General features: G+C 66.1%; 22 protein-coding genes and 2 tRNA genes. 14 read left to right on the forward strand and 10 right to left on the reverse strand.

Annotated features, from left to right (window positions below; all coding sequences use genetic code 11):
* Positions 1-90 precede the first annotated feature (90 nt).
* A complete protein-coding gene (locus NKJ07_RS04215; protein ID WP_318569345.1) occupies positions 91-633 on the forward strand; it encodes a DUF7344 domain-containing protein in 543 nt (180 codons plus the stop codon).
* Positions 634-689: 56 nt separating this feature from the next.
* Entirely contained in the window at positions 690-2177 is a 1488-nt protein-coding gene (locus tag NKJ07_RS04220; RefSeq protein WP_318569346.1) for a DASH family cryptochrome, read from the forward strand.
* Positions 2178-2214: 37 nt separating this feature from the next.
* Here NKJ07_RS04220 and NKJ07_RS04225 read toward each other — a convergent pair whose 3' ends face one another.
* The 3 genes from NKJ07_RS04225 to NKJ07_RS04235 all read right to left on the reverse strand — a co-directional run bounded on the left by NKJ07_RS04225 (position 2215) and on the right by NKJ07_RS04235 (position 4035).
* On the reverse strand, positions 2215-2649 hold the full coding sequence (locus NKJ07_RS04225; RefSeq protein WP_318569347.1) for a disulfide bond formation protein B: 435 nt from the start codon (positions 2647-2649) through the stop codon (positions 2215-2217).
* A 49-nt stretch (positions 2650-2698) separates the two neighbouring features.
* Positions 2699-3286, reverse strand: coding sequence for a DUF7344 domain-containing protein (locus tag NKJ07_RS04230; RefSeq protein WP_318569348.1), 588 nt, complete (start codon positions 3284-3286; stop codon positions 2699-2701).
* Positions 3287-3780: 494 nt separating this feature from the next.
* Positions 3781-4035, reverse strand: a complete 255-nt coding sequence (locus NKJ07_RS04235; RefSeq protein ID WP_318569349.1) for a hypothetical protein — start codon at positions 4033-4035, stop codon at positions 3781-3783.
* Between the two features lie 395 nt (positions 4036-4430).
* Here NKJ07_RS04235 and NKJ07_RS04240 point away from each other — a divergent pair, with 395 nt between their 5' ends.
* Positions 4431-4925, forward strand: coding sequence for a cupin domain-containing protein (locus NKJ07_RS04240; protein WP_318569350.1), 495 nt, complete (start codon positions 4431-4433; stop codon positions 4923-4925).
* A gap of 18 nt (positions 4926-4943) precedes the next feature.
* Here the strand turns inward: NKJ07_RS04240 and NKJ07_RS04245 are convergent, their stop codons facing one another.
* The 4 genes from NKJ07_RS04245 to NKJ07_RS04260 all read right to left on the reverse strand — a co-directional run bounded on the left by NKJ07_RS04245 (position 4944) and on the right by NKJ07_RS04260 (position 9489).
* On the reverse strand, positions 4944-5747 hold the full coding sequence (locus NKJ07_RS04245; RefSeq protein WP_318569351.1) for a helix-turn-helix transcriptional regulator: 804 nt from the start codon (positions 5745-5747) through the stop codon (positions 4944-4946).
* A 366-nt stretch (positions 5748-6113) separates the two neighbouring features.
* Positions 6114-6848, reverse strand: coding sequence for a tyrosine-type recombinase/integrase (locus NKJ07_RS04250; protein WP_318569352.1), 735 nt, complete (start codon positions 6846-6848; stop codon positions 6114-6116).
* Between the two features lie 526 nt (positions 6849-7374).
* Positions 7375-7449, reverse strand: a tRNA-Glu gene (locus NKJ07_RS04255).
* Between the two features lie 72 nt (positions 7450-7521).
* Positions 7522-9489 carry a 3-hydroxyacyl-CoA dehydrogenase/enoyl-CoA hydratase family protein gene (locus NKJ07_RS04260; protein ID WP_318570529.1) on the reverse strand — a complete coding sequence of 656 codons (1968 nt, stop codon included), beginning with the start codon at positions 9487-9489 and terminating at the stop codon, positions 7522-7524.
* A gap of 551 nt (positions 9490-10040) precedes the next feature.
* Between NKJ07_RS04260 and NKJ07_RS04265 the strand changes: the two genes are divergently transcribed.
* Positions 10041-10658: a DNA-3-methyladenine glycosylase family protein gene (locus tag NKJ07_RS04265; RefSeq protein WP_318569353.1), complete on the forward strand. Its 618-nt coding sequence runs from the start codon at positions 10041-10043 to the stop codon at positions 10656-10658.
* 160 nt (positions 10659-10818) lie between these two features.
* On the opposite strand, the gene NKJ07_RS04270 is transcribed toward NKJ07_RS04265, so the two are convergent.
* Positions 10819-12174, reverse strand: a complete 1356-nt coding sequence (locus NKJ07_RS04270) for a putative ATP-dependent zinc protease (RefSeq protein ID WP_318569354.1) — start codon at positions 12172-12174, stop codon at positions 10819-10821.
* 159 nt (positions 12175-12333) lie between these two features.
* On the opposite strand from NKJ07_RS04270, the gene NKJ07_RS04275 reads away from it, so the two are divergent.
* From NKJ07_RS04275 to NKJ07_RS04305, 7 genes are all read left to right on the forward strand, one after another.
* Positions 12334-13359 (forward strand): succinylglutamate desuccinylase/aspartoacylase family protein, encoded by a 1026-nt coding sequence (locus NKJ07_RS04275; RefSeq protein WP_318569355.1) that lies wholly within the window; start codon positions 12334-12336, stop codon positions 13357-13359.
* 63 nt (positions 13360-13422) lie between these two features.
* Positions 13423-13815 (forward strand): succinate dehydrogenase, cytochrome b556 subunit, encoded by a 393-nt coding sequence (gene sdhC / locus NKJ07_RS04280; RefSeq protein ID WP_318569356.1) that lies wholly within the window; start codon positions 13423-13425, stop codon positions 13813-13815.
* A 2-nt stretch (positions 13816-13817) separates the two neighbouring features.
* A complete protein-coding gene (locus tag NKJ07_RS04285; protein WP_318569357.1) occupies positions 13818-14189 on the forward strand; it encodes a succinate dehydrogenase hydrophobic membrane anchor subunit in 372 nt (123 codons plus the stop codon).
* Between the two features lie 4 nt (positions 14190-14193).
* Positions 14194-15078 (forward strand): succinate dehydrogenase/fumarate reductase iron-sulfur subunit, encoded by an 885-nt coding sequence (locus tag NKJ07_RS04290; RefSeq protein WP_318569358.1) that lies wholly within the window; start codon positions 14194-14196, stop codon positions 15076-15078.
* A gap of 104 nt (positions 15079-15182) precedes the next feature.
* Positions 15183-17087 carry an FAD-binding protein gene (locus tag NKJ07_RS04295; RefSeq protein ID WP_318569359.1) on the forward strand — a complete coding sequence of 635 codons (1905 nt, stop codon included), beginning with the start codon at positions 15183-15185 and terminating at the stop codon, positions 17085-17087.
* A gap of 115 nt (positions 17088-17202) precedes the next feature.
* Positions 17203-17293, forward strand: a tRNA-OTHER gene (locus NKJ07_RS04300).
* 97 nt (positions 17294-17390) lie between these two features.
* Positions 17391-17633, forward strand: a complete 243-nt coding sequence (locus NKJ07_RS04305; protein WP_318569360.1) for a helix-turn-helix domain-containing protein — start codon at positions 17391-17393, stop codon at positions 17631-17633.
* Here the strand turns inward: NKJ07_RS04305 and NKJ07_RS24385 are convergent.
* Positions 17599-17760: a DUF7563 family protein gene (locus NKJ07_RS24385; RefSeq protein ID WP_425504719.1), complete on the reverse strand. Its 162-nt coding sequence runs from the start codon at positions 17758-17760 to the stop codon at positions 17599-17601. The genes NKJ07_RS04305 and NKJ07_RS24385 overlap by 35 nt on opposite strands.
* A gap of 236 nt (positions 17761-17996) precedes the next feature.
* The gene (locus tag NKJ07_RS04310) at positions 17997-18605 is read right to left on the reverse strand and encodes a hypothetical protein (protein ID WP_318569361.1); all 609 of its coding nucleotides are present in this window, start codon (positions 18603-18605) and stop codon (positions 17997-17999) included.
* A gap of 145 nt (positions 18606-18750) precedes the next feature.
* Between NKJ07_RS04310 and NKJ07_RS04315 the strand changes: the two genes are divergently transcribed.
* The 3 genes from NKJ07_RS04315 to NKJ07_RS04325 all read left to right on the forward strand — a co-directional run bounded on the left by NKJ07_RS04315 (position 18751) and on the right by NKJ07_RS04325 (position 21531).
* Positions 18751-19941 carry a helix-turn-helix transcriptional regulator gene (locus NKJ07_RS04315; protein WP_318569362.1) on the forward strand — a complete coding sequence of 397 codons (1191 nt, stop codon included), beginning with the start codon at positions 18751-18753 and terminating at the stop codon, positions 19939-19941.
* A 112-nt stretch (positions 19942-20053) separates the two neighbouring features.
* Positions 20054-21031 (forward strand): hypothetical protein, encoded by a 978-nt coding sequence (locus NKJ07_RS04320; RefSeq protein WP_318569363.1) that lies wholly within the window; start codon positions 20054-20056, stop codon positions 21029-21031.
* Positions 21032-21129: 98 nt separating this feature from the next.
* Entirely contained in the window at positions 21130-21531 is a 402-nt protein-coding gene (locus NKJ07_RS04325) for a DUF8133 family membrane protein (RefSeq protein ID WP_318569364.1), read from the forward strand.
* Positions 21532-21891 lie beyond the last annotated feature (360 nt).

A 21891-nucleotide genomic window follows, 5' to 3' on the forward strand; every position in this document is an offset into this window, starting at 1 on the left:
TCCTTCCGAACCGTCCCGAACGCCGCACAGTATCGAAAGAGAGAATTAACGGGGTAGTTTCATACAGTCGGACGGGTGACGAGAGGACGGATGACCATCGGACTCCAACAGGAGGAACCCGAGGGGACACTCGCGGAGTCGGACATCCACGACGTCCTCCGTAACGACCGCCGCCGACTGGTCCTCGAACGGCTCGCTGAGGGGGAAGATCGACAGACAGTCAGCGACCTCGCGGAGTACATCGCGACCGTCGAGTCCGGGGAAGAGCCGCCGCCGCGGAACGTCAGACAGAGCGTTTACGTCTCGCTCCACCAGACTCACCTCCCGAAACTCGACGACCTCGGCATCGTCGAGTACGACGCGAACGCGAAGGCAGTACTCAGAGCTGAGAACGCGGACGACGTCGCGGTGTACATGGAAGTCGTCCCCAAGAACGCCATCTCGTGGGCCGAGTACTACTTCGGTCTCGGCGTGCTGGGCCTGCTGGCGATCGTCGGGCAGTTGGTCGGCGTTCCGATCCTCGGAGCCGTCGACAGCACGCTCCTCGCCACGGTCTTGTTTCTCGTCGTCACGGTGTCGGCCGGTTACCACGTCTTCGACCAGCGCGACGCCGTGCTTCGGTTCGACGACTGATGCGGTAACTCGCGAGCCGGCGGGGCGTTCAAGTTACCCCCCTCCCTAGCCCGGCCATGACGACCACGGCGATCCTGTGGCTTCGGCGGGACCTCAGGCTCCACGACAACGAGGCGCTTTCCGAGGCGGCCGCCGCCGACCGACTCCTCCCGGTGTACGTCGTCGACCCCCGTACGTACGGTGATCGACCGTACGGCGGACCCGACTCGTTCCGGTTCGGGAAAACCGGCCCCCACCGGGCTCGCTTCCGCTGTGAGGCGCTGTCGGACCTCCGGGCGTCGTTCCGCGAGCGGGGCTCGGAGCTTGTCGTCCGTGAAGGACCACCCGAAGAAGTGCTCGCCGACCTCGCGACGACGGTCGACGCCGACGTGGTCGCGATGCACACCCGGCCCGCACCCGAGGAGGCGCGGGTCGAGTCATCCGTCACCGCCCGCCTGCGCGAGCGCGGCGTGCGGGTGCGGCGGCTCTGGGGGCACACGCTGTACCACGTCAACGACCTCCCCACCCCCTACACGGAGGTCTCGGACACGTACACGTCCTTCCGCAAGTCGGTCGAGCGCGAGGCGAGCGTCCGCGAGCAAGTAGCCACGCCGTCGCTCCCGCCGCTCCCCGACGCCGTCGGGGACGCAGTCGGCCCCGGAGACGTCCCGACGCCGGCGACGCTCCCGGGACTGGACGACGAGACGGTCGCCGCGGCCCGCGCGCCCGACCCGGACGGCCGGGGCGTGCTCCCGTTCGAGGGCGGCGAGTCAGCCGCACTCGACCGCGTCGAATCGTACGTCTGGGACGCGGACCGCCTCCGCGAGTACAAGGAGACCCGAAACGGGCTCATCGGCGAGGGATACTCCTCGAAGCTCTCGCCGTGGCTCAACGAGGGCTGCCTCTCGCCACGGTACGTCCACGACGAAGTGCGGCGGTACGAGGAGCTCCGGGTAAAAAACGACTCGACGTACTGGCTCCTCTTCGAGCTCATCTGGCGCGACTTCTTCCAGTTCCAGGTGGCGAAACACGGCGGGCAGTTCTTTTCCCGACCGGGCATCCGCGAGCGACACGACATCGACTGGCGCGACGACGACCGCGCGTTCGATCTGTGGGCGCACGGCGAGACGGGGATCCCGTTCGTCGACGCGAACATGCGCGAACTGAACGAGACGGGGTACATGTCCAATCGAGGGAGACAGAACGCCGCCTCGTTCCTGGCGAACAACCTCCGGATCGACTGGCGGCGCGGCGCGGCGTACTTCGAGACGCAACTGGTCGACTACGAGCCCTGCTCGAACTACGGTAACTGGGCGTACATCGCCGGCGTCGGCAACGACTCCCGCGACCGCTACTTCAACGTCGTGAAGCAGGCGCGGCAGTACGACGCCCGGGCGGAGTACGTCACGCACTGGCTTCCGGTGCTGGAGCCGCTCCCGCCGGAGTACGCCCACGAGCCCTGGCGGCTGTCGGCGGACGAGCAGGCGGCGCACGGCGTCGAACTCGGCGTCGACTACCCCGAGCCGATGCTCGACCTGGACGCGTCGTACGAGAAGCTCCGGTAGCTCGGCTCGATCGCACCACGCCGGCCACGCGCCACACTCAGGCCCAGGGGTTCGTCGACTCGGCGCGGTCGGTAGCGGCGACGACGAGCGCGAGCGCCGAGACGAGGAGGAACGCGACGAGTGACAGCCGCGGGATGGTGAGCAACCCGCCGGCAATCGGGTACTGCACCGCCGCACAGCTCTGGTCGATCCCGCAGGTGCCGGCCGCCGCTGGGCGTAACTGAAGATAGACGTGGTAGGCCGCGACGGCGGTCCCCCCGAGCGAGAGCGGCAGAACCGTCCGCCAGACGTCCGCTCTCGCCTCCACCGCCGCGACGCCGGCGACGACGACGAGGGGGTACATCAGGATCCGCTGGTACCAACAGAACGTACAGGGGACGAGCCCGAGTCCGAGGCTGAAGTAGAGGCTGCCGGCGGTGGCAACGCTCGCGACGAGGGTGACGGCCACGAGGAGCGGGCGGGCGTACGTCATCCGTTCGGGCCGGAGCCGGGCCCGAGACGGGCAGGGTTCGACCGGCGCATCAGTCGTCTTTCCCGCCGCCCGACGTGCGGTCGCCCACGACCGGGAGCACCGAGCCGCCGTCGACCGTGTAGCTGTGAATCCCGGCGACGACGGCGACCGCGAACGCGATGGCCCCGGCGACGGCGACGTCGGGGATTCCGGGTGGGAGGAGGTCGGCGGTGGCGAGGAGGGTGGCGACCACGCCCGCCGTGGCGACGGCGAGGTAGATCCGGGGCCACGGGACCGACGGCGCGTCGGAGGCGGTGAGAAAGTCGTCGAGCGTCGCCGCGTGGTCCGTGAGCGCGACCGTGCCGCGGTCGCGGTCGTAGTCGATGACGTGGGCGTCGGCGAGTTTCGGGAGGTGGGTCTGGTGGAGCGACGTGTACACGCGCTTTCGCTGTTTGTACGTGACCTCCTCGACCGGAACCTCGTTCTCCCACGCGGCGATCCGCCGCGAGAGTTCGCGGATGTTCGACCCGTCCGGCTCGTCGCGGAGACACCGGAGGACCCGCCGCCGTCGCTGGTTACTCAACACCGAGAAGACGGTGTCTTTCGTCAACTGCTCGGGCTCCGGTTCGTCACCGACGAGCTGGGGGTGAGTAGCCATGCTGTGGGGGGCCTCCAGGGTACGTCTCGACTCAGGAACCCGACGTATATACAACTACCCCATAATCACCACTCGTGAGAACCGGACGAAACGATCGGTAACGTGTTTCGCTTCCGAAGCCGAGCGGGTTATCATGTGGAATATCTTCCGGCGGCCACGCAGGCCCGGTACATCCTGCAAGACCGACCCCCAACGTGGTCACGCCTATTCCCCGTAGAAGTGTTCGGCGGCCATACTGACTGTCAAGATCTGTCCTTATCTCAACAACTTGGACGGCCATCAAGTTAGAACTCTGCATCGAGTCGGAGATCTTGTTCTACACAAAATCAGAGAGTGAATCGTAGTGGTACTTCAAGCCTCGACTTGCGAGTTCATCCCTTCACCAGCGGGCAGATAGTATCACTTCTGACAGAAACAGCGTGCAAGACTCAGAGGGTATGCAGTAGGCCGGTATCTACAGGTGAGTTAGTTATTTTCGGTCAGTCGTCGGGACTTTACTCTTCGAGATTACCGAGTCCTCGCGCTTCCAGTTCCCGGTCAAGGAATGCCCCGATGACGACGAACAAGAACAATACTGTAATTGCAGTCCCCGCAATACCAACCATCATCATGCTGCCGATGGCCATTCCTTCGGAGCCGCTAATCCTGTCAGCCCAAGCCATTCCCATCAGGCCAGCGCTCCCAAAAGAGATGAGGATGACACCGGTGGCTCCGACGGAACCGAACTTGGCGGCCCGGGCGAGGTCCATATCACGGCATCATATCGCTGGATAAAAATCTCTTCGCCGAGCAACTATGCCGGATACGCGCCCCACATCTTACACGCACCAAGAGAAACTATGTAATATGGCTCTGTTGAAACCCTTAGAAGTTGATACAAACGGCGTGACCGATACAGAGCGTGAATGCAGAAGACGGGAAAACGGGACTCGTAGCGTTCTATACCGACAGTTGGCTGCGTTGCTCAGTACCTTTCACAGCTTCTGTGAATGAGTACTCCGCGTCGGTCTGACGCCCACGTCTCGGCGGGCGAGAGAATCTCACTGGGTAACTACAATCCTTGTTGGAGCCTTGGTACGGTCGACGGGGCGGGCAGGCTCAACGGTCCAGCTGCGGACCTGCATCCGCCTCACAAAAAAGCCCTATGTCGAACTACACTCCCGAATCCGATACCCGAACCACACCTGAACACTACCACGTCCTCGGCGCGAATCTGTCGATCACGGCGGACGCCGAAACGACCGACGGTGAGTACCTGGTGCTCGATATGCTGGTCCCGCCGATGTTCGAGAACGGGCTTCACACGCACGAACAGAGCGAGGTGTTCCACGTCATCGAAGGCGAGGCGCGGCTCCACGTCGACGGATGGGACCAGACGCTCGGCCCGGGCACGTCCGGCTACGTCCCGGGCGGTGAAGTACACGGCTTCGCCAACGAGGGCGACGAGGTCTGTCGTGTCATCGCGGTCATGACGCCAGGTGGTGCCGAGGGCTTCTTCAGGGATGTCGGCCAGCAGACCGACAACCGGTCGCTCCCTGAGCCCATCGAGCCGACCGAGGAGATGCTACAGTCGCTGTTCGCGACCGGTGAGCGATACGGCTTCGAATTCCTGGGCCCGCTCCCCGAACGGGCCGAATGAGGTTGGTGGACTTACGGGTTACCCACCACCGTCGGCGGCCACTACTCGGGTGTCGATAGCCTTCGGAGTAAGCTGCTCTGCCCGCGCGAGGTAGTCGTCGACTGTCTCCTCGGCCCACGCTCGAATCACCTCGTCGTCGGTTACGATCAGCCCCCGGGGACTGCCATCGTCATCGACGGCGCCGATGATGACCTGCTCGTCTGCGATGGTCAAGACGAGGGGTACCGGTTCAGGGGCGATACTGATCCGCATCCCTCGTGAGAGGAGCTCTCGGAGGTGGTCTGCCGAGGCCGGGTCCTCGGAGAGTGAGCGGACGAGGGTCGAGTCCAAGACTCCCTCGAAGGACTGCCCCTCTTCGACGAAACACCGTCTATCAGCCGGGTCACCTTCCGGCAGAAAGGTGTATGTTACCATACGGATGTGGTCGGCCTCGTGGATGGTCTGCAACATCCGTCTGGTCGGCGCGAACGGATCAGTGCGGCCCGGCAGCGTGACCTCCGCGTCTCGCAGTCGGTCGAACTCGAAGTCGAACTCCGGGACCGGAAGCCACGGCAAGATCTGCCCCAGCGTGGAGACGGTGTCCATGATCTCGAACGTTCGGCTGAACTCGGTGGCCGCGATTTTACCCACGGGAGTGAGCGTGAACGTCCCGTTCCGCTTCGTCACCAGCCCGGCGTCTCGGAGCGCTCGTAGCTGGCGGTGAATCGTCGGCCGCGAGACGCCGACCTGCTCCTGGAGGTCACGCCGGTCGAGTGGTCCCGCCCGCAGTACGTCGAGAACCGGCCAGCGTCGGCTGAAACCCACGAATTCGTCGATTTTCATTATTGTGTTGATAGGTATTATACAGCATTAAGATTGCTGTCCATTGGTCGAACGGTGCGGCAGCCAGGCGCTCGTGCGCTCGGGTCGTGCGGTCAAGGGATTCTGCTACAACTGCTGGCTATCTCCTACGGTGGTGGCTCCAGTTACCCTGCCCCTGGGGTCACTGGGTGGTTCCCGAGGCAGGTTCCAGGGTTCATCTCTCGACCGATTCGCGCTCTGTATTCAGCACGTCCTCGACAAACTATCAGCGGCTGAGGGTTTCAACAGAGCCTCTAATATGAAATAGGTGAGTTTGTGAAATGCGAACCCCTCAGAGGCCGTTATACAATACGGCGGTCCGAAGTTTGCTGAACCGCTGTTCGTAGACTATTCCATCCGCTCTAACGCCTCCCGCCGTTGCTCAACAGGCACGTTATCGTATTTCATCGTCGTCTGCTCGCTCTTGTGACGGAGTTGGGCCTTCGCCGCCGCAAGGTCCCGCTCGTGACTCATTGCCGTTCCGACCGAGTGGCGAAGCGCGTACCAGCTCATCTTGCGGTTCTCGGTTGAAATGTCGGCGATGTCGCAGAGCTTGTGGATGAGACGTCGGAGACTCGTTGACTGGTACGGGTTGCCCTCTCGGGTCAACCAAAGCTCGTCCCTGCCATTATAGCGGTCATACTGCTCCCGTTCATCAAGCCACCGCTCCAGTCCCTCCGCCGTTCTATCGGTCAGGCTGACGACCCAGTTGCCTTCGTTCTTCGCGGAGTCCTCTTTCGGGATGCGGAGAACCGCATTGTCCACATCGACCCAGCTGACCTTCGCTCGTTCTACCTCAACAGGCCGCAGGCCGGCATCGAGACTTGTCCACGCTATCGTCGTGAACTTCCAGCCGTTCGCTCGGTCCCAGTCTGCTGGGACGACCTCGCTCTTTGGCTTGTCGAAGCGTTGTGCGAGATGGGCCTTCCAGTTATCTCGTTCTTCTGGAGTGAGGTTGTTGTAGGCTGGAATCGAGCCGTACTCCAGTGCCGCTTCTCGAATCTTTTTCGGCTCTTCGATAGTCAGGTACTCTCGGGGGCCAGCATCCCCGGAGGAAGAACTGAAGGACCGGTCTGGTTCCACAGGTCACCGTTCTTCTCGTGGGTGAGGAATTTGAAGAACCGTTTGGTGGACTTCTGCGTGTTCCCCTTGTGCGAACTGGAGGTATCGGAGTACAGGAGGTCCTGCATATACTCGTTCGCGTGTGTGCGTGAGTGCCATCGTATAGCCACCTTCCTGCGACCAGACCCATCGGTTGAGTTGTTCCGTACGGTAGGCAGTTTTGTTGATGGTATCCCGACTGTACCCTTCAGCCATCTGGGGGTCCTTACCGAGGTAGATGAGCCAACGGATGAAATCTTCTCGTTGACTTCGGTAGTCGATGAGTTCCTTCTGATTCAGCATGTCTCGGCTCTTGCTGGTGGTTACGGCGAAATCTTCGACGTTGAGACTCACCGGGACCACTCCGAAACATAAATTCGGCCTGACAAGAACCCCAATCGCATGACGGCGGTGGGTGTGTGATTCCTTCTAATGTGTTCGGCTTTGGGCATGGTTCTGTCTTGCTCCATGCCACGGTTGAAAATCGCACGACGGCTAAGCCGTCGGATGCTCGGTAGGGGATTTGAACCCCTGTCCTCGGCTCGAAAGGCCAAGATGATTGGCCGGACTACACCAACCGAGCGGCACTCGATTGTGACCACGGAATCAATTTAAGGGTTCCGTCTTCCCGTCGTTCCGCCCGTGCGAGGCGGGTTCACTCGCCGGTGAACTCCGGGTCGCGATCGGAGTCGAACGCGGCGATCCCCTCCGTCACGTCGTCGGTCCCGAAGACGTGGCCGAACCCCTGTGCCTCGGTTTCGAGCCCCGCCTCGGTGTCGTCGCGGCCGCGGAGGATCGCGCGCTTGGTGAACGCCTGGGCGACGGGCGGCCCGCGGGCCAGGTCGCGGGCGAGTTCGAACGCGCGGTCACAGATCGCGTCGTTCGCGACGACTTCGGTGACGAAGCCGTAGTCAGCCATCGTCTCGGCGTCGAACCGCTCGGCGGTGAGGATGATCTCCTTCGCGCGCCCTTCGCCGACGATGTGGCCGAGCCGCTGGGTGCCGCCCCAGCCCGGGGTCAGCCCGAGGTTGTGCTCGGGTTGCCCGAACGACGACCGCCGGGAGGCCACGCGGAGGTCCGCACAGGTCGCCAGTTCCATCCCGCCGCCGAGACAGAAGCCATCGATGGCGGCCACGACGGGCAGCGGCGACTCCTCGAAGCGGCCGAACGTGCGCTGGCCCTTGCGCGAGAGGTCGACGGCCGACAGCGAGTCGAGTTCGGCGACCATCCGCTGGACGTCCGCACCCGCCGAGAAGGCGCGGTCGCCGGCGCCCGACAGCAGGATCGCCCGGGTCTCGTCGTCGTCTTCCAGCCTGGTGACGGCGTCGTCGAGTTCGTCCAGCACCGTGGCGTCGATGCTGTTCATCCGGTGTGGACGGTCGAGGACGATCTGGCCGACTCCGTCGCGGCGTTCGACTGCGATGGTGTCGTAGTCGACCGTCTCCCCGTCCACGGTAGCGTGGAACCGTCCGCCCGCCGCGGCGAGGTCGCGGAGGTGATCGACGGCCACGTACCGCGCCGCGCCGGTCGCGTCGTGCAGCGAATCGAGGCGGTCGACGAGGTGGTCTAGCCCGGCGTCGTCGGCCAGTTTCGCCGGGCCGTCGGCGAAGCCCGCACCGAGCTTCATCGCGCGGTCGATCGCCGGAGCGTCGGCGACGTCGCCGGCGATCAGCCCGGCGACCTCGTTGGCCATCACCGCGAGCAGTCGCTCGCGGACGTCGTCGCGCACCCGGTCGTTCGGGATCACCGCACCGTCGCCGTCGGCGTAGTCGTAAAAGCCCGCGCCCGACTTCTTGCCGAAGTCGCCGGCGTCGACCTGCTCGGTGAGAAGCGGGCAGGGCTCGTAGACGTCGCCGAGTTCGTCGTGCATGTATTCGAGGACGTGCAGGGCGACGTCGAGACCGACCTGGTCGGCGAGTTCGAAGCTCCCCATCGGGAGGCCGAGGCCGTACGTCGTGGTCGAGTCGACCTCGGCGACGGTGGCGTCGCCGGCGTCGACGATCCAGGCGGCCTCGTTGAGAAGCGGGACGAGCACCCGATTGACGACGAAGCCCGGGCTGTCTTTTCTCACTCGAACCGGGGTCTTGCCCATCCGCTCGGCGAGCGACTCGACCAGCGAGAGCGTCTCCGCGCTGGTGTCGGCCCCCGAGATGACCTCGACGAGCTGCATCCTGACGGGGGGATTGAAGAAGTGCATCCCGCAGAACCGTTCCGGTCTCGTGGTCTCGCGCCCGAGTTCGGTGATCGATAGCGACGAGGTGTTGGTCACGAAGACGGCCCGGTCGGGGGCGTGTTCCTCGACGGCGGCGTAGACGTCCTTCTTGATGTCGGTCTTCTCGGGCACCACCTCGACGACGACGTCCGCGTCCTCGACCGCCGACGCGAGGTCGACGAGCGGCGTGATCCGCGCCAGCGCCGTGTCGGCCTCCTCACGCGAGACGTGGCCCTTCTCGGCGAGCTTCCCGAGGCTCCACTCGATCTCGTCGTACCCCTGGCCGACGAGCTCCTCGTCGATGTCGCGGAGGGTCACCTCGAACCCCGCGAGGGCGGCGACCTCGGCGATGCCGTGGCCCATGTTCCCCGCACCGAGGACCGCGACGGTCGTGATGTCGTCGGCCGTGATCGGCTCCGAGTCTGCGTCCATGCGCGGTCGTGGGCAGGTCGTCTGTTGAACCTTTCCCTCGTGTCCGTGAGTGGGCACGGCCTCTATGAACGACCTCTGACCTCTGGTCGTGTCGCGTTCGAGAGGGTGTGAGTGGAGCGGGACGGCCGTACTCGAGAGAGAGTGAGTAGAGCGGGACGGCCGAACAGTTCACGATGCGCGGCGAGAGGCCACGACCTCCCCAGCCGATTCCCTCACTCGCTCCGCTGGTTCGGTCATCCCTCGCGCGTGAGTCGCGCGGCTGAACCGCGCGACGTCACGCGCCACCGCATCACCGAGGCAGTCGGCGCGCGGGAGCGATCGGGTGAAGCGAACCAAGGCGTGAAGGCTCGAAGCGGCTCTGCCGCTTCGGTGTTCGTGGCGTATCGTCGCGTCCGCGACCGTCTCCGTGCCGTTTCTACACCCCGCTTTTCGGCGCCGGATCCGATCGAGCCCACGAGACGACAGCGGGACATCGCGACGCAACCGTGAGGGGACGAAACCGCTATTTCCCCGCCGCCGAACGTTCGGACGTGACAGCGACGGACTCCCCCCACGACCACCTCCGCGCGGCCGACGAGGTGCTCGCGGCGCTCATCGACGACCACGGCGAACTCGGGATCGAACCCGCCGAGGACCTCTTCGAACGACTCGTCACCTCGATCCTCCGCCAGCAGGTGTCGATGGCTTCGGCCGCGGCGACCCGCGAGCGCCTCTTCGCGGCCGTCGACGTGACGCCCGCGGGCGTCCTCGCGGCCGACGAGACGGTGCTGAAGGATGCCGGTCTCTCGCGGCAGAAGACACGCTACGTCCGGAACGTCGCCGAGGCCTTCGTCGAGCGCGACTACTCTCACGAACGCTTCAGCGGAATGGACGACGAGGCGGTCGTCGCGGAGCTCACGTCGATCACGGGGGTCGGGGACTGGACCGCTCGGATGCAGCTCATGTTCGCGCTGGGCCGCCCGGACGTCTTCCCCGTCGGGGACCTCGGCATTCGAAAGGGGATGCGGACGCTGTACGGCGACCTCTCCCGCGAGGAGATGGTCGAGAAGGCGGAGGTGTGGCGGCCCTACCGGAGCTACGCGAGCCTCTACCTCTGGCGTTCGAAGGAGGACGTCGCCGAGTCGGTCGCGGAGGTCATCGAGCGGTAACGCCCTCCGAGGCGTCAGTCACCCCCGCCCGGCAGCACCCTGGCTCCGTATTCCCCACATCGGTAGACACGCCGCCAGCCACCGCCGGTCTCGCGGCGCTCGCGGACGTCGCGTGCGCCACAGTCGGGGCAGCGGGTCGGCCCGCCACCGGGCGTGCCCCTCACTCCAGCAGTTCTTCTTCCTCCTCGTCGAGGTTGCGGTCCTCGGCGTCGGAGCGCCGGCGGACGTCGACGCGGTAGTGCTGGAGGATGTCCCGTCCCAAGAGCACGGGGTAGTCCATGTGCGAGCGGTCCTCGACGCTCGCGGTGACGGTGTGCTGGCGGCCGCCGATTCCGATGACGAGGTCGACGACCGGCCGGGCCTTCCCACCCTTGACCGACCCGCTCTTGACGCGGGTCATGCTCTTGATCGGTCCCGCGCCGATCTCCGCGGCGAGCGACGTGTCGATGCTCGTCCGGGTCGCACCCGTGTCGGACTTGGCGAGCGTGGTCGTCGAGCCGCTGGTGCCCGAGACGACGACGTCCTCGATGTAGCCGATGAGTGGCGTGTCCTCGCGCTGGGTCATCGCCGACCGCGGCTTACAGGAGGGCGTGGAGTCGTCGAGCGTCGAGGAGAGCTGTTCGACCCGGGCGTCGTCGACCGCGCCGCCGGCCGTCTCGATGGCGAGTTTGGCGATGTGCGGCGCGGCGCTGGTCCCCGTCGCCTGGTGGAGTCCCTTGAAGCCCGCGGTGGGGTTCACTTCGAGGACGAACCAGCCGTCGTCGCCCTCGACGAGGTCGACGCCGACGTAGTCGAGGCCCATGACCTCGGCGGCATACAGCGCCGTCTCGCGCGCCTCGGTCGGCATGTCGTCCGTGGCGTCCTCGACCGCGCCGCCGAGGGCGACGTTTGTCCGCCAGTCCCCGTCGGGGGCGTAGCGGTACATCGCGCCGACGACCTCGCCGGCGACGATGTACACCCGGAGGTCGCGGTGCCGGGTCTCGTCGCGGTCGATGAGGCTCTGGAGGAACGCCTGCCGGTTGCCGACCTTCGGGTTGACGGGTTCGGTGAGGTCGACCTTCCACGTGCCGCCGCCATGAGTACCGATGGCGGTCTTGTAGACGCCGACGTCGCCGAACCGCTCTCTGCCCTGGTTGAGCCGTTCGTTCGACAGCGCGAGCAGGGCGTCCGGCACCTGGATGTTCCAGTTCGCCAGGGTCGCGGCCGTAGCGAACTTGTGGATCGCGGTGAGGACGGCGTCGGGTTCGTTCAGCATGGGGCGGATGCGGTTGAACGTCGTCGCCAGCCCCAGGAGCTCCGCGGGCTCTTCGGTGTTCGACAGGAGCAGGCGGTTCGCGATGATGTCCACCTCCGGTTCGACGGTCACCTCGCTCCCCTCGATGTTGATCGCGGCGTTCTCACGGCGGAGCCACACAGGCGTGTGGCCCAGGTCCTCGACAGCGTTCAGGATCGCCTTCGTCTCCTTGCTGTTGTGGAGGCTGAGAACACCCACCCGTACGTCGTCCGTTTCGGTCATGTCCTCGGGGTTTCGGACCGGTCGAAAAAGTGTTGACGGTTGCCGCCCCGCCGTGTGACTGACTCGCGCGCTCACGACACGTGTGGGAACGCACACGTCGATCGAGCGCAGGTTCCGGTGACTCACCATTTAAATACGCGGGCGGTCAGTAGCGCATATATGACGAGCGACGGGGCGTTTACGTACAACGGGGGACGGGTCGATCCAGGCGAGACCCAGAACATCCGCTACGGCATCTCCGAGACGTATCTGGGTGACCCCGTTCGCATCCCGGTGACCATCATCAACGGCGAGCGCGAGGGACCGACGGTGTTTCTCACCGCCGCGGCCCACGGCGACGAACTCAATGGCATCGAGGTCGTCCGCGAAGTCGCCTTCGAGTGGGACCTCTCGAACCTCGCGGGGACGCTGGTCTGTATGCCCGTGTTGAACGTCCCCGCGTTCCTCGCCCAGCAGCGCTACCTCCCGATCTACGACCGCGACCTCAACCGGTCGTTCCCCGGCCACGAGGAGTCCACCTCGGCGAAGCGGATGGCCTACCGCATCTTCCAGAACTTCATCGAGCCCTGCGACTTCGGCCTCGACTTCCACACCTCGACGCGGGGACGGACGAACATGCTGCACGTCCGCGCCGACATGACCCACAAGGGGGTCGCCCGGCTCGCCCGCGCGTTCGGCTCGAACGTCATCATCGACGGCGAGGGCCCCGACGGGACGCTGAGGGGAGAGGCGACGAAGGCCGGCGTGCCGACGATCACGGTCGAGATGGGCGAGGCCCACCGCTTCCAGCGGACGCTGATCGACGACGCGCTCGCGGGCGCCGAATCCGTGTTCGCCGAGTACGGCCTCCGGGAGTCGACGCTCGTCCGGTGGCCCGGCTGGCGGACGGTCATCACGGACGACAAGGAGAAGACCTGGATCCGCGCCGACGCCGGCGGGATCGTCGACATGCACTACGAGGTCGGCTCGCTCGTCCACGCCGGCGACCGGATCTGTACGATCACCAACCCGTTCAAGAACGACAACACGTCCGTCGAGGCCCCGTTTACGGGCGTGCTCGTCGGGATCCTGGAGAACCCGGTCGTCTACCCGGGCAATCCCATCTGTCACCTCGTCGAACTCGACGACAAGACCCGGAGCGTCGTCGAGCAGCGGCAGTCACCCGACTACCACGCACACGTCTGAGGAGCCCCGCGCTCGGCGAACGCGTAACTTCTATACCACCCCGGTACAGAGCCACACAGGAGCATGAGTAAGCATTACAATCGTGGTCTCGTCGAGGACTTCGGTCGGTGGCGGGAGTTCTCCGCGGGGATGTGGGCCTGGGTGTTCCACAAGTTCACGGGCTGGGTGCTCGTGGGCTATCTCTTCACCCATATCGCGGTGCTGTCGACCGCGCTGTCGGGTGCCGGGGCGTACACCGATACGATCCAGGCGCTCGAGAGCCTCCTCGTGGTGCGCATCCTCGAGGTCGGGCTGCTCGCCGTCGCGGTGTTCCACATCCTCAACGGTCTCCGACTGTTGCTGGTGGATCTCGGCGTCGGGTTGGACGCGCAGGACAAGAGCTTCTACGCCTCGCTCGTGCTGACGGGCGCGATCGTCGTCGCGAGCGTGCCGACGTTCCTGGCGGGGGTGTTCTGACGGTGGCCGAGCGCTACTCGTCGTTCAAGCCCGGCGGCCGTCGGTGGCTCTGGCAGCGCATCACGGCGGCGTTTCTCGTCATCGTGCTCGCGTTTCACTTCTTCCTGTTGCACTTCGTCAACCACGCCGACGAGGTGACGTTCGCGATGTCCTCCGCGAGGATGGAACAGCTCTCGTACTACTCGCTGATGATCCTGTTCCTCGTGACGGCGACGTTCCACGGCGTCAACGGCGTCTACAACGCCCTCGTCAACCAGGGGCTCACCGGCACGAAACTACAGGTCGTCAGAGGGGTGCTCCTCGTCGCCAGCGCCGTGTTGATCGTCCAGGGCATCCGGACGGCGAACGCGTGGGCGGGCTTCCCGACGTTCTAACACCATGAGTACGCAACTTCCCGAGACCGAGACGCAGGAGGCGGAACCGGAGACCGAACAGCCCTCGAAGGGCGACGAGCGGCGGGCGAAACGCCGACGGCGAGCGGCCGAACGCGAGCGCGAACGGCAGGCCGAGGAGGCCGAGCGCGCGCGTGAAGCCGAGGATACCGTCCAGCTGAAGGTGTTCCGCTACGACCCCGAGGTACCAGAGAAAGAGAAACCGCGCTTCGACGAGTTTCACGTCCCCTTCACGAAGGGGATGACCGTCCTCGACGCGCTGATGTACGCGCGGGACACGTACGACTCGTCGCTCACCTTCAGGCACTCCTGTCGCCAGGCCATCTGTGGCTCCGACGCGCTGTTCGTCAACGGGCGACAGCGGCTCGGCTGCAAGACCCAGATCGCCGAGTTAGAGGAGCCGATCCGCGTCGAGCCGCTCCCCCACCAGGAGGTGGTGAAAGACCTCGTCGTGGACATGGAGCACTTCTACGACCAGATGGAGGCCGTCGAGCCGTACTTCCAGACCAACTCCCTCCCGGAGGGTGAACTCGACGAACAACGGCAGACCAGGGAGAACCGCGAGAAGGTCAAGATGTCCACCCGGTGCATCTGGTGTGGCGCGTGTATGTCCTCCTGTAACATCGCCGCCGGCGACAACCAGTACCTCGGCCCGGCCGCGATCAACAAGGCCTACCGGTTCGCGATGGACGAACGCGAGGGCGAGGACATCAAGCAACAGCGGCTGGAGATCATCGAGCAGGAACACGGCGTCTGGCGGTGTCAGACGCAGTTCTCCTGCACCGAGGTCTGCCCGAAGGACATCCCCCTGACGGAGCACATCCAGGAACTCAAACGCGAAGCGGTCAAGAACAACCTGAAGTTCTGGTGACAGAGGGGACGGCGGCGGAAACCCTCAAGTTCACCCGGTCCTAACCGGCACACACGGACGGACGTTTAAAAGGAACGCGGGACACACGGACACTCACTCACACAATGTACGAACACGACGTCATCGTGGTCGGCGCGGGCGGTGCGGGCCTGCGTGCGGCCATCGCAGCACAGGAAGAAGGGGCCGACGTGGCCATCGTCACGAAGCTCCACCCAGTCAGAAGCCACACGGGCGCGGCCGAGGGCGGCATCAACGCCGCGCTCCGCGAGGGCGACTCCTGGGAGGACCACGCCTACGACACCATGAAGGGGTCGGACTACCTCGCCGACGCCCCGGCGGTGGAGGCGCTCTGTACCGAGAGCCCGAAGGAGACGATCCAGCTCGAACACTGGGGGATGGCGTTCTCGCGCGACGAGGACGGCCGCGTCTCCCAGCGCCCGTTCGGCGGCCTCTCGTTCCCCCGGACGACGTACGCAGGAGCCGAGACCGGCCACCAGCTGCTCCACACGATGTACGAACAGCTGGTCAAACGCGGCATCGAGGTGTACGACGAGTGGTACGCCACCCGCCTCGCCGTGAGCGACGACGAGCGCCCCGAGGACCGAACCTGCCACGGCGTGGTCGCGTACGACATCCAGTCCGGCGAGATCGCCGGCTTCCGCGCCCGCAAGGGCGTCGTCCTCGCGACGGGCGGGCTGGGACAGGTGTTCGATCACACGACCAACGCCGTCTCCAACACCGGCGACGGCGTGGCGATGGCCTACCGTGCGGGCGTCCCCATCGAGGACATGGAGTTCATCCAGTTCCACCCGACGACGCTTCCGTCCACTGGTGTGCTCATCTCCGAGGGCGTCCGCGGCGAGGGCGGGATCCTCTACAACGCCGAGGGCGAGCGGTTCATGTACGAACACGGCTACGCGAACAACGCCGGGGAACTCGCCTCGCGGGACGTCGTCTCCCGCGCCGAACTCACGGAGGTGAACGAGGGGCGCGGAATCGAAGACGAGTACGTCCACCTCGACATGCGTCACCTCGGCGAGGAGCGCATCATCGACCGCCTGGAGAACATCCTCCACCTCGCGGAGGACTTCGAGGGCGTCGACGGCCTCGACGAGCCGATGCCGGTCAAACCCGGCCAGCACTACGCCATGGGCGGCGTCGAGACCGACGAGAACGGCGAGACCTGCGTGGCGGGGCTGTACGCCGCGGGCGAGTGCGCCTGTGCCTCGGTCCACGGGGCCAACCGCCTGGGAGGCAACGCTCTGCCGGAACTCATCGTCTTCGGCAAGCGCGCCGGCCAGCACGCCGCCGGCCGTGATCTGGGGACGGCACGGATCGAGACGGGTAAGCGCGGCGAGTACGAGGTCGGCGAGGTCGACACCCCGGTCACGCCCGGGGAGGTCACCGGCCGTGAGCCGGGCGACGTCGCCGCCGACGGCGGAGCGGCACCCGACGGCGGTCACGAGCCGGACGGTTCGGGAGCACGTGAGACCAGGTCTGACGGCGGTGCCACCGCGGAACTTACCCCCGACGAGTGCGTCGAACGCGCGGTCACCGACGAACGGACCCGCGTCGACGCGCTCATGTCCCGCGACGGGACGAACCACGCGAACATCCGCGCGGAAGTCCAGCAGTCGATGACCCGCTTCGTCAACGTCTTCCGCGAGGAAGAGGGGCTCAAGCAGGCGCTGCGCGACATCCGCGACGCGCGCGAGGCGTACCAGGACGTCGCCGTCTCGGACCCGTCGCGGACGTTCAACACCGACCTGATCCAGACCATCGAGACGCGGAACATCCTCGACATCGCGGAGGCGATCACCCTCGGCGCGCTCGTTCGCGACGAGTTCCGCGGCGCACACTGGCGCAAGGAGCATCAAGAACGCAAGGACGAGTCGTGGCTGAAGCACACGATGCTCTCGTGGAACGACGGTACCCCCGAGGTGTGGTTCCGTCCCGTCATCCTCGAAGGCGAGGAGAAGGCGTACGAACCGAAGATCCGGAGCTACTGAGTCGTCCCGTCCCGTCCCGCTTTTCCTCCTGTTGTTGACGGAGTCGCACGTTTCCACCGACTCGCTTCCCGTCGTCACCAACGGCTATTTGACGCGGCCGGAACGATACCCACGTGGAAGGGTGGCTCAGTGGTAGAGCACGCCGGGCGACCCCGTGTCATCCGGCGAATATTTGGCTTCGCGTGGTTCGACTCCCGCCCCTTCCACTCCGTGATCCGTTCGATGGATACCCTCACCCGTCGCCCGGTTTTCGACGATCGTTGAATGAGGGTTTTAGTATCGTCGTACCGTATCCGTGGAGCGATGACAGCGCAGTCGACACACATCGAGGTGCCCGAGGGCGTTCAGTCGCCGCGAGCGAAACTCGTCTACCTCTACCTCGCGACCGGGGGGTCGGCCACCGTCGGCGAACTGAAGACCGGGCTGGCGATGACGAAGCTGACACTCTACAGCGTTCTGCGGACCCTTTCGGAGCAGGGACTGGTGGAAAGAAAGCGAGGGCGGTACGCAGTCAGTTCGTGTTTCGCGGGGAACGAGCCTGCCTGACGTCCGCTCCGTCGCGGACCATGTCCTCACAGCTCGGGCAGACACGGGGGTTTTCGACACCGTCGGGGGTGAAGACGCGGGCATACGCGGGGGTTACGAAAGAACCGCAGTTCTGGCACTCCGGCATAACGTGACGGAGATGTGAGACACGTATTGTAAACTTTTCCCCCGCCGTCGGACGGCGGTCTGACGGATTCGTGACGGTATCTCCGACTGTCTGCCGGACCGTCAAAGAACGCTGATGACGATGCCGACCACGATGAGCAGTAACAACAGGGTCGAGACGACGAGAAAGAACTGATCTGCGCCGTCCATACACAGAGATAGGACCGTCTCGATGATAAAACTGACCGCTCGATCCGCTCACTCGGCCGCGGCGAGCATCGCCCGGACGTGGAGATGAGCCGAGAGTACCTGGAGCGCGACGCCGCTCACGAGCGCCAGGACCGTCACCGTCCCGACGCTGACGCCGAGGTTCGAGGGGGCGAACGGGTTGCCGCCGCCGAGGGCGAGAAACGAGTCGAGGAGTCGCTCACCGCCGAAGCCCATGAGCACGAGCACGTACGTCGAGAGGGTGGCGAAGCCGCCGGTGCCGAAGCCGAGCATCGAACAGAGGGTCTCGAACGTCACGAGTTCCCGGGCCTGGTTCTCGTCGAGCGGCCGGAGGCGGAGCCGGACGTGTTCGACGATCGCGTGACCGACGCCGGTGCCGGCGACGAAGACAACCGCGACCAGCGCGATGAACGCGACCTTCGGCGACGCGGCGGCCACGTCCGCGAAGTAGGCTCGGCGGAGGCCGGGCGGGAATACAGCGATGATCGGGAGCAGCGCCGCGAGCGCGAACAGCAGGTAGCTCTGGAGCGCGAGTTTTCGGTCGATCGGCTGGGCGAAGTAACTGAACTGGCGGGCCTGGAGGCGTTCGTACGGCGAATCGCTCAGAACCCGCTTGGCGATCGGGTCATCGGGGCGCACATCAGTCGGTGCATCGTTCAGGGCTATCAAGCTAGCGCCTGTTATCTGTGGGTCGATTATTCGTTCTGAGAGATGGGTTCGACGCCCGAACGCGTCGCCCGGTGTTGCAACGTTTAAGAACGCTCCGGCCATCGGACCGGACAGAATGAGTCGTGGCCGCCGAGTCGTCGTCGTGTTCATCGCCGTGGCGCTCCTCGTCGGCGGCGGGGCGGCGTCCGGGGACGTGCGGGCGACCGACCACGGGTCAGGCGGCTTCGGGGCGACGCAGTTGGGTGACGCTGGAATCGAACCCGACGGCGTCCTGTTGGGCGTCGACCTTCGCGCGGACGGGAGCGCGCGCTGGACCGTCGAGTACCGGGTCCGACTGAACGACGAGAACACGACGGCGGCGTTCGAGTCGCTCCGGACCGACATCGCGGCGAACGAGACGGCGTACACGGCGACGTTCGGCGAGCGGATGCGAGCGACCGCCCGTGCGGCCGAGAACACGACCGGGCGGGAGATGGGCGTGCGGAACGTCACGATCGACACCGCCCGCCAGCAGCTCCCACAGGAGTACGGCGTCGTCACGTACGGCTTCGAGTGGACGGGCTTCGCCGCCACGTCGGACGACGAGCTCCGGGCCGGCGACGCGCTCGCCGGCCTCTTCCTCGACCGCCAGACGACGCTCCTCGTCGCGTGGCCCGACGGCTACAGGCCGACCGCCGTCGATCCCTCACCCGACGAGCGCCGCGACGACGCCGTCGTCTGGGTCGGTCCGCTCGACTTCGACACGGGCCAGCCGGCTATCGTCCTGTCGGCGGCCGAGACGAAGACGGCGACAGCCGCCGGAGAGGGCGGTGACGGCGACGACGCCGGTCCCGACGACGGCGACTCGGCCGCCGGCGAGTCCGCGGCTGGCGAGCCGGTGTCGCTACTCGTGGCCGTCGGGGTCGTCGCGATCGGCGTCCTCGCGGCGCTCGCCTGGCGACGCTCGCGAAGCGGTGGCGGCGCCGAGCCGGCCGACGGCTCCGACGGCGACGCGGGTTCGGTGGCTCCCGACAGCGGGCGCGACGCGAGCGCGGAACCGCACGACTCGGACGCCGAGACGCGTCACGGCGGAGACGAGCCGGCCGCCCCCTGGACCGACGAACTCCTCAGTAACGAGGAACGCGTGCTGGCGCTCCTCGAACACAACGACGGGCGGATGAAACAGCAGGCGATCGCCGCGGAGTTGGAGTGGTCGGACGCGAAGACGAGTCAGGTGATCGGGAAGATGCGCGACGCCGACACGGTCGAGACGTTCCGGATCGGACGCGAGAACGTCGTCTCCTTCCCCGACGACGGCTTAGCGTGACGTTATCGCTCGAACCGGACGACGGCACGGGGGTAAACCCGGATGAATCGGGGTTGATTCGCCGTGACGGTCGCGGGTGTATAAGCGGACGCCGCCCGAAGCGAGGAGCGAGATGACACGCATCGGGACCGTCGTCGTGATCGTCGTCGCCCTCGTCGTCTTGGGGGCGCTCTCGTTTCCGGTCGTCGCGGTGGGCTCCGCGGCGTCGGTCGCGCCGACGGAAGCGACGGGCTGGGAACAGACGGAGCCGACGGACGATCCAAGCGAGAACGGAACCGAGACCGCACCGGGAACACGGCTGGCCGGCGCCGTCGGCGTCCAGGGGGCGGAACTCGGCGGCGAGGTCGAGTCACGCTCGCTCGGCCACCAGCTGAACCGCTCGGCATCGGCCGACTCGAAAGCGGCGGTGCTCGCCCGACAGGCGAACCAGAGCCGGAGCCGGCTGGCGGCGCTCCGAACGGAGCTGACGCGACTCGACGCGGCCTACGAGAACGGGACGGTGAGCGAACGCGAGTACCGTGTCCGAACCGCACAGCTGAGCGCGCAGGTCGTCACCGTCCAGCGGGTGACGGGTCGGGCGTCGACGACCGCGGCCGAACTCCCGGACGGAGCCCTCGGACGGAACGGGGTGAACGTGACCGAGCTACGGTCGCTCCGTTCGGCGGCCGGAGCGCTCACCGGTCCCGAGCGGGCGGCCGTCGCCCGGTCGGTCGCCGGGCCAGCGGTCGGATCCGGGTTCGGTCCCGACCGCGCGGCGAACCGGAGCCGGGGAGCACCGGCCGGTCCGGCGGCCGATGCGCCCGGCCGGAGTGGCGACGGTGGCGCGGGTGACTCACCGGGTGGCCCCCCTGACCAGGCGAACCGAAGCAGTCGAGACGACGGACAGGGTGCCCCGGCGAACGGCCCACCCGACCAGGCGGGGAGCGAGAACGCCACCGACGACGGCGGGCCGGTGGGAGAGGGACAGCCGAACGGGAGCGGCGACGAACGAGGCCGGGACGACGCGGGGAACGAGCAGGGATCGGACGGCAACGGCGCTGACGGCCGCGACGACGCACCGGGACGGAGCGGCGAAGCACGCGGTGGGTGACCGCGATGGCCGGAACGCTCCCGGTTCGATCTGTCCGACTCCGTGTCAGTCAGTCACGCAGATACAATTAAATCGCTGCCGCCCGTTACCGGAAACGAATGCAGACCGCGTTCGCGGTGGTAGCGCTCCCCGTCGGGCTCGTCCTCGTCGCGGTGAGCGTCGTCACCGCGGCGCTGTACACGCCGTACACCACCTCACGCGTCGACACCGCGATCACCGCCTTCATCGGTGTGACGCTCCAGCTCGGGAGCCTCGTCGCGACCGCCGCCGCCGTCCTCTTCGTCTTCGGTTCGCTGGGGATCGCGGGGCTCGAGGTCCCGTTGCTCGTCCAGGTCGTCCTCGCGTACGCCGCGAGCCACCTCACGATCTACGTCGCCTGCTTGAAGGTGACCTCGCTGCAGGAACGGCCGCTGGATCCGGGCGTCGTCCTCCAGTCGGGGCCACTGCGGTTCCTCTCGGGGACGCCGGAAGCCACTGAATCGACGACTGAGGAGTCCTGACCGCCATCTCGGCCGGGTTTCGTCCGACGAGCGTCTGACACAAGGTATTTATTCCAGTCGTCGGTACATTACGGCAGACCGAGGAGGTCCAGCGGCAGACTACGGGTAGGGGTACACGGATCTGACGCTGTCTCCCGGCGTATTATCGGAGGAACCAACCGATCAGCGACCGCTCCGCCCGCCGATGCGCCCGCCGAGCGAGACGGCGATAGCTATTTGCCAGGATACATCATAGTCGTCCATGGGGGAACACAATGGCCACAACGACGATAGTCCACTGTCCGGGATGCGGGTGGACCGGCGAGAGACTCGAACTGGATGACGCACACGGGGGACCGGCCTGTCCGACCTGCGGAGCAC

Origin of the sequence: Salinigranum marinum, from assembly GCF_024228675.1 — an archaeon.
Classification (GTDB): domain Archaea; phylum Halobacteriota; class Halobacteria; order Halobacteriales; family Haloferacaceae; genus Salinigranum; species Salinigranum marinum.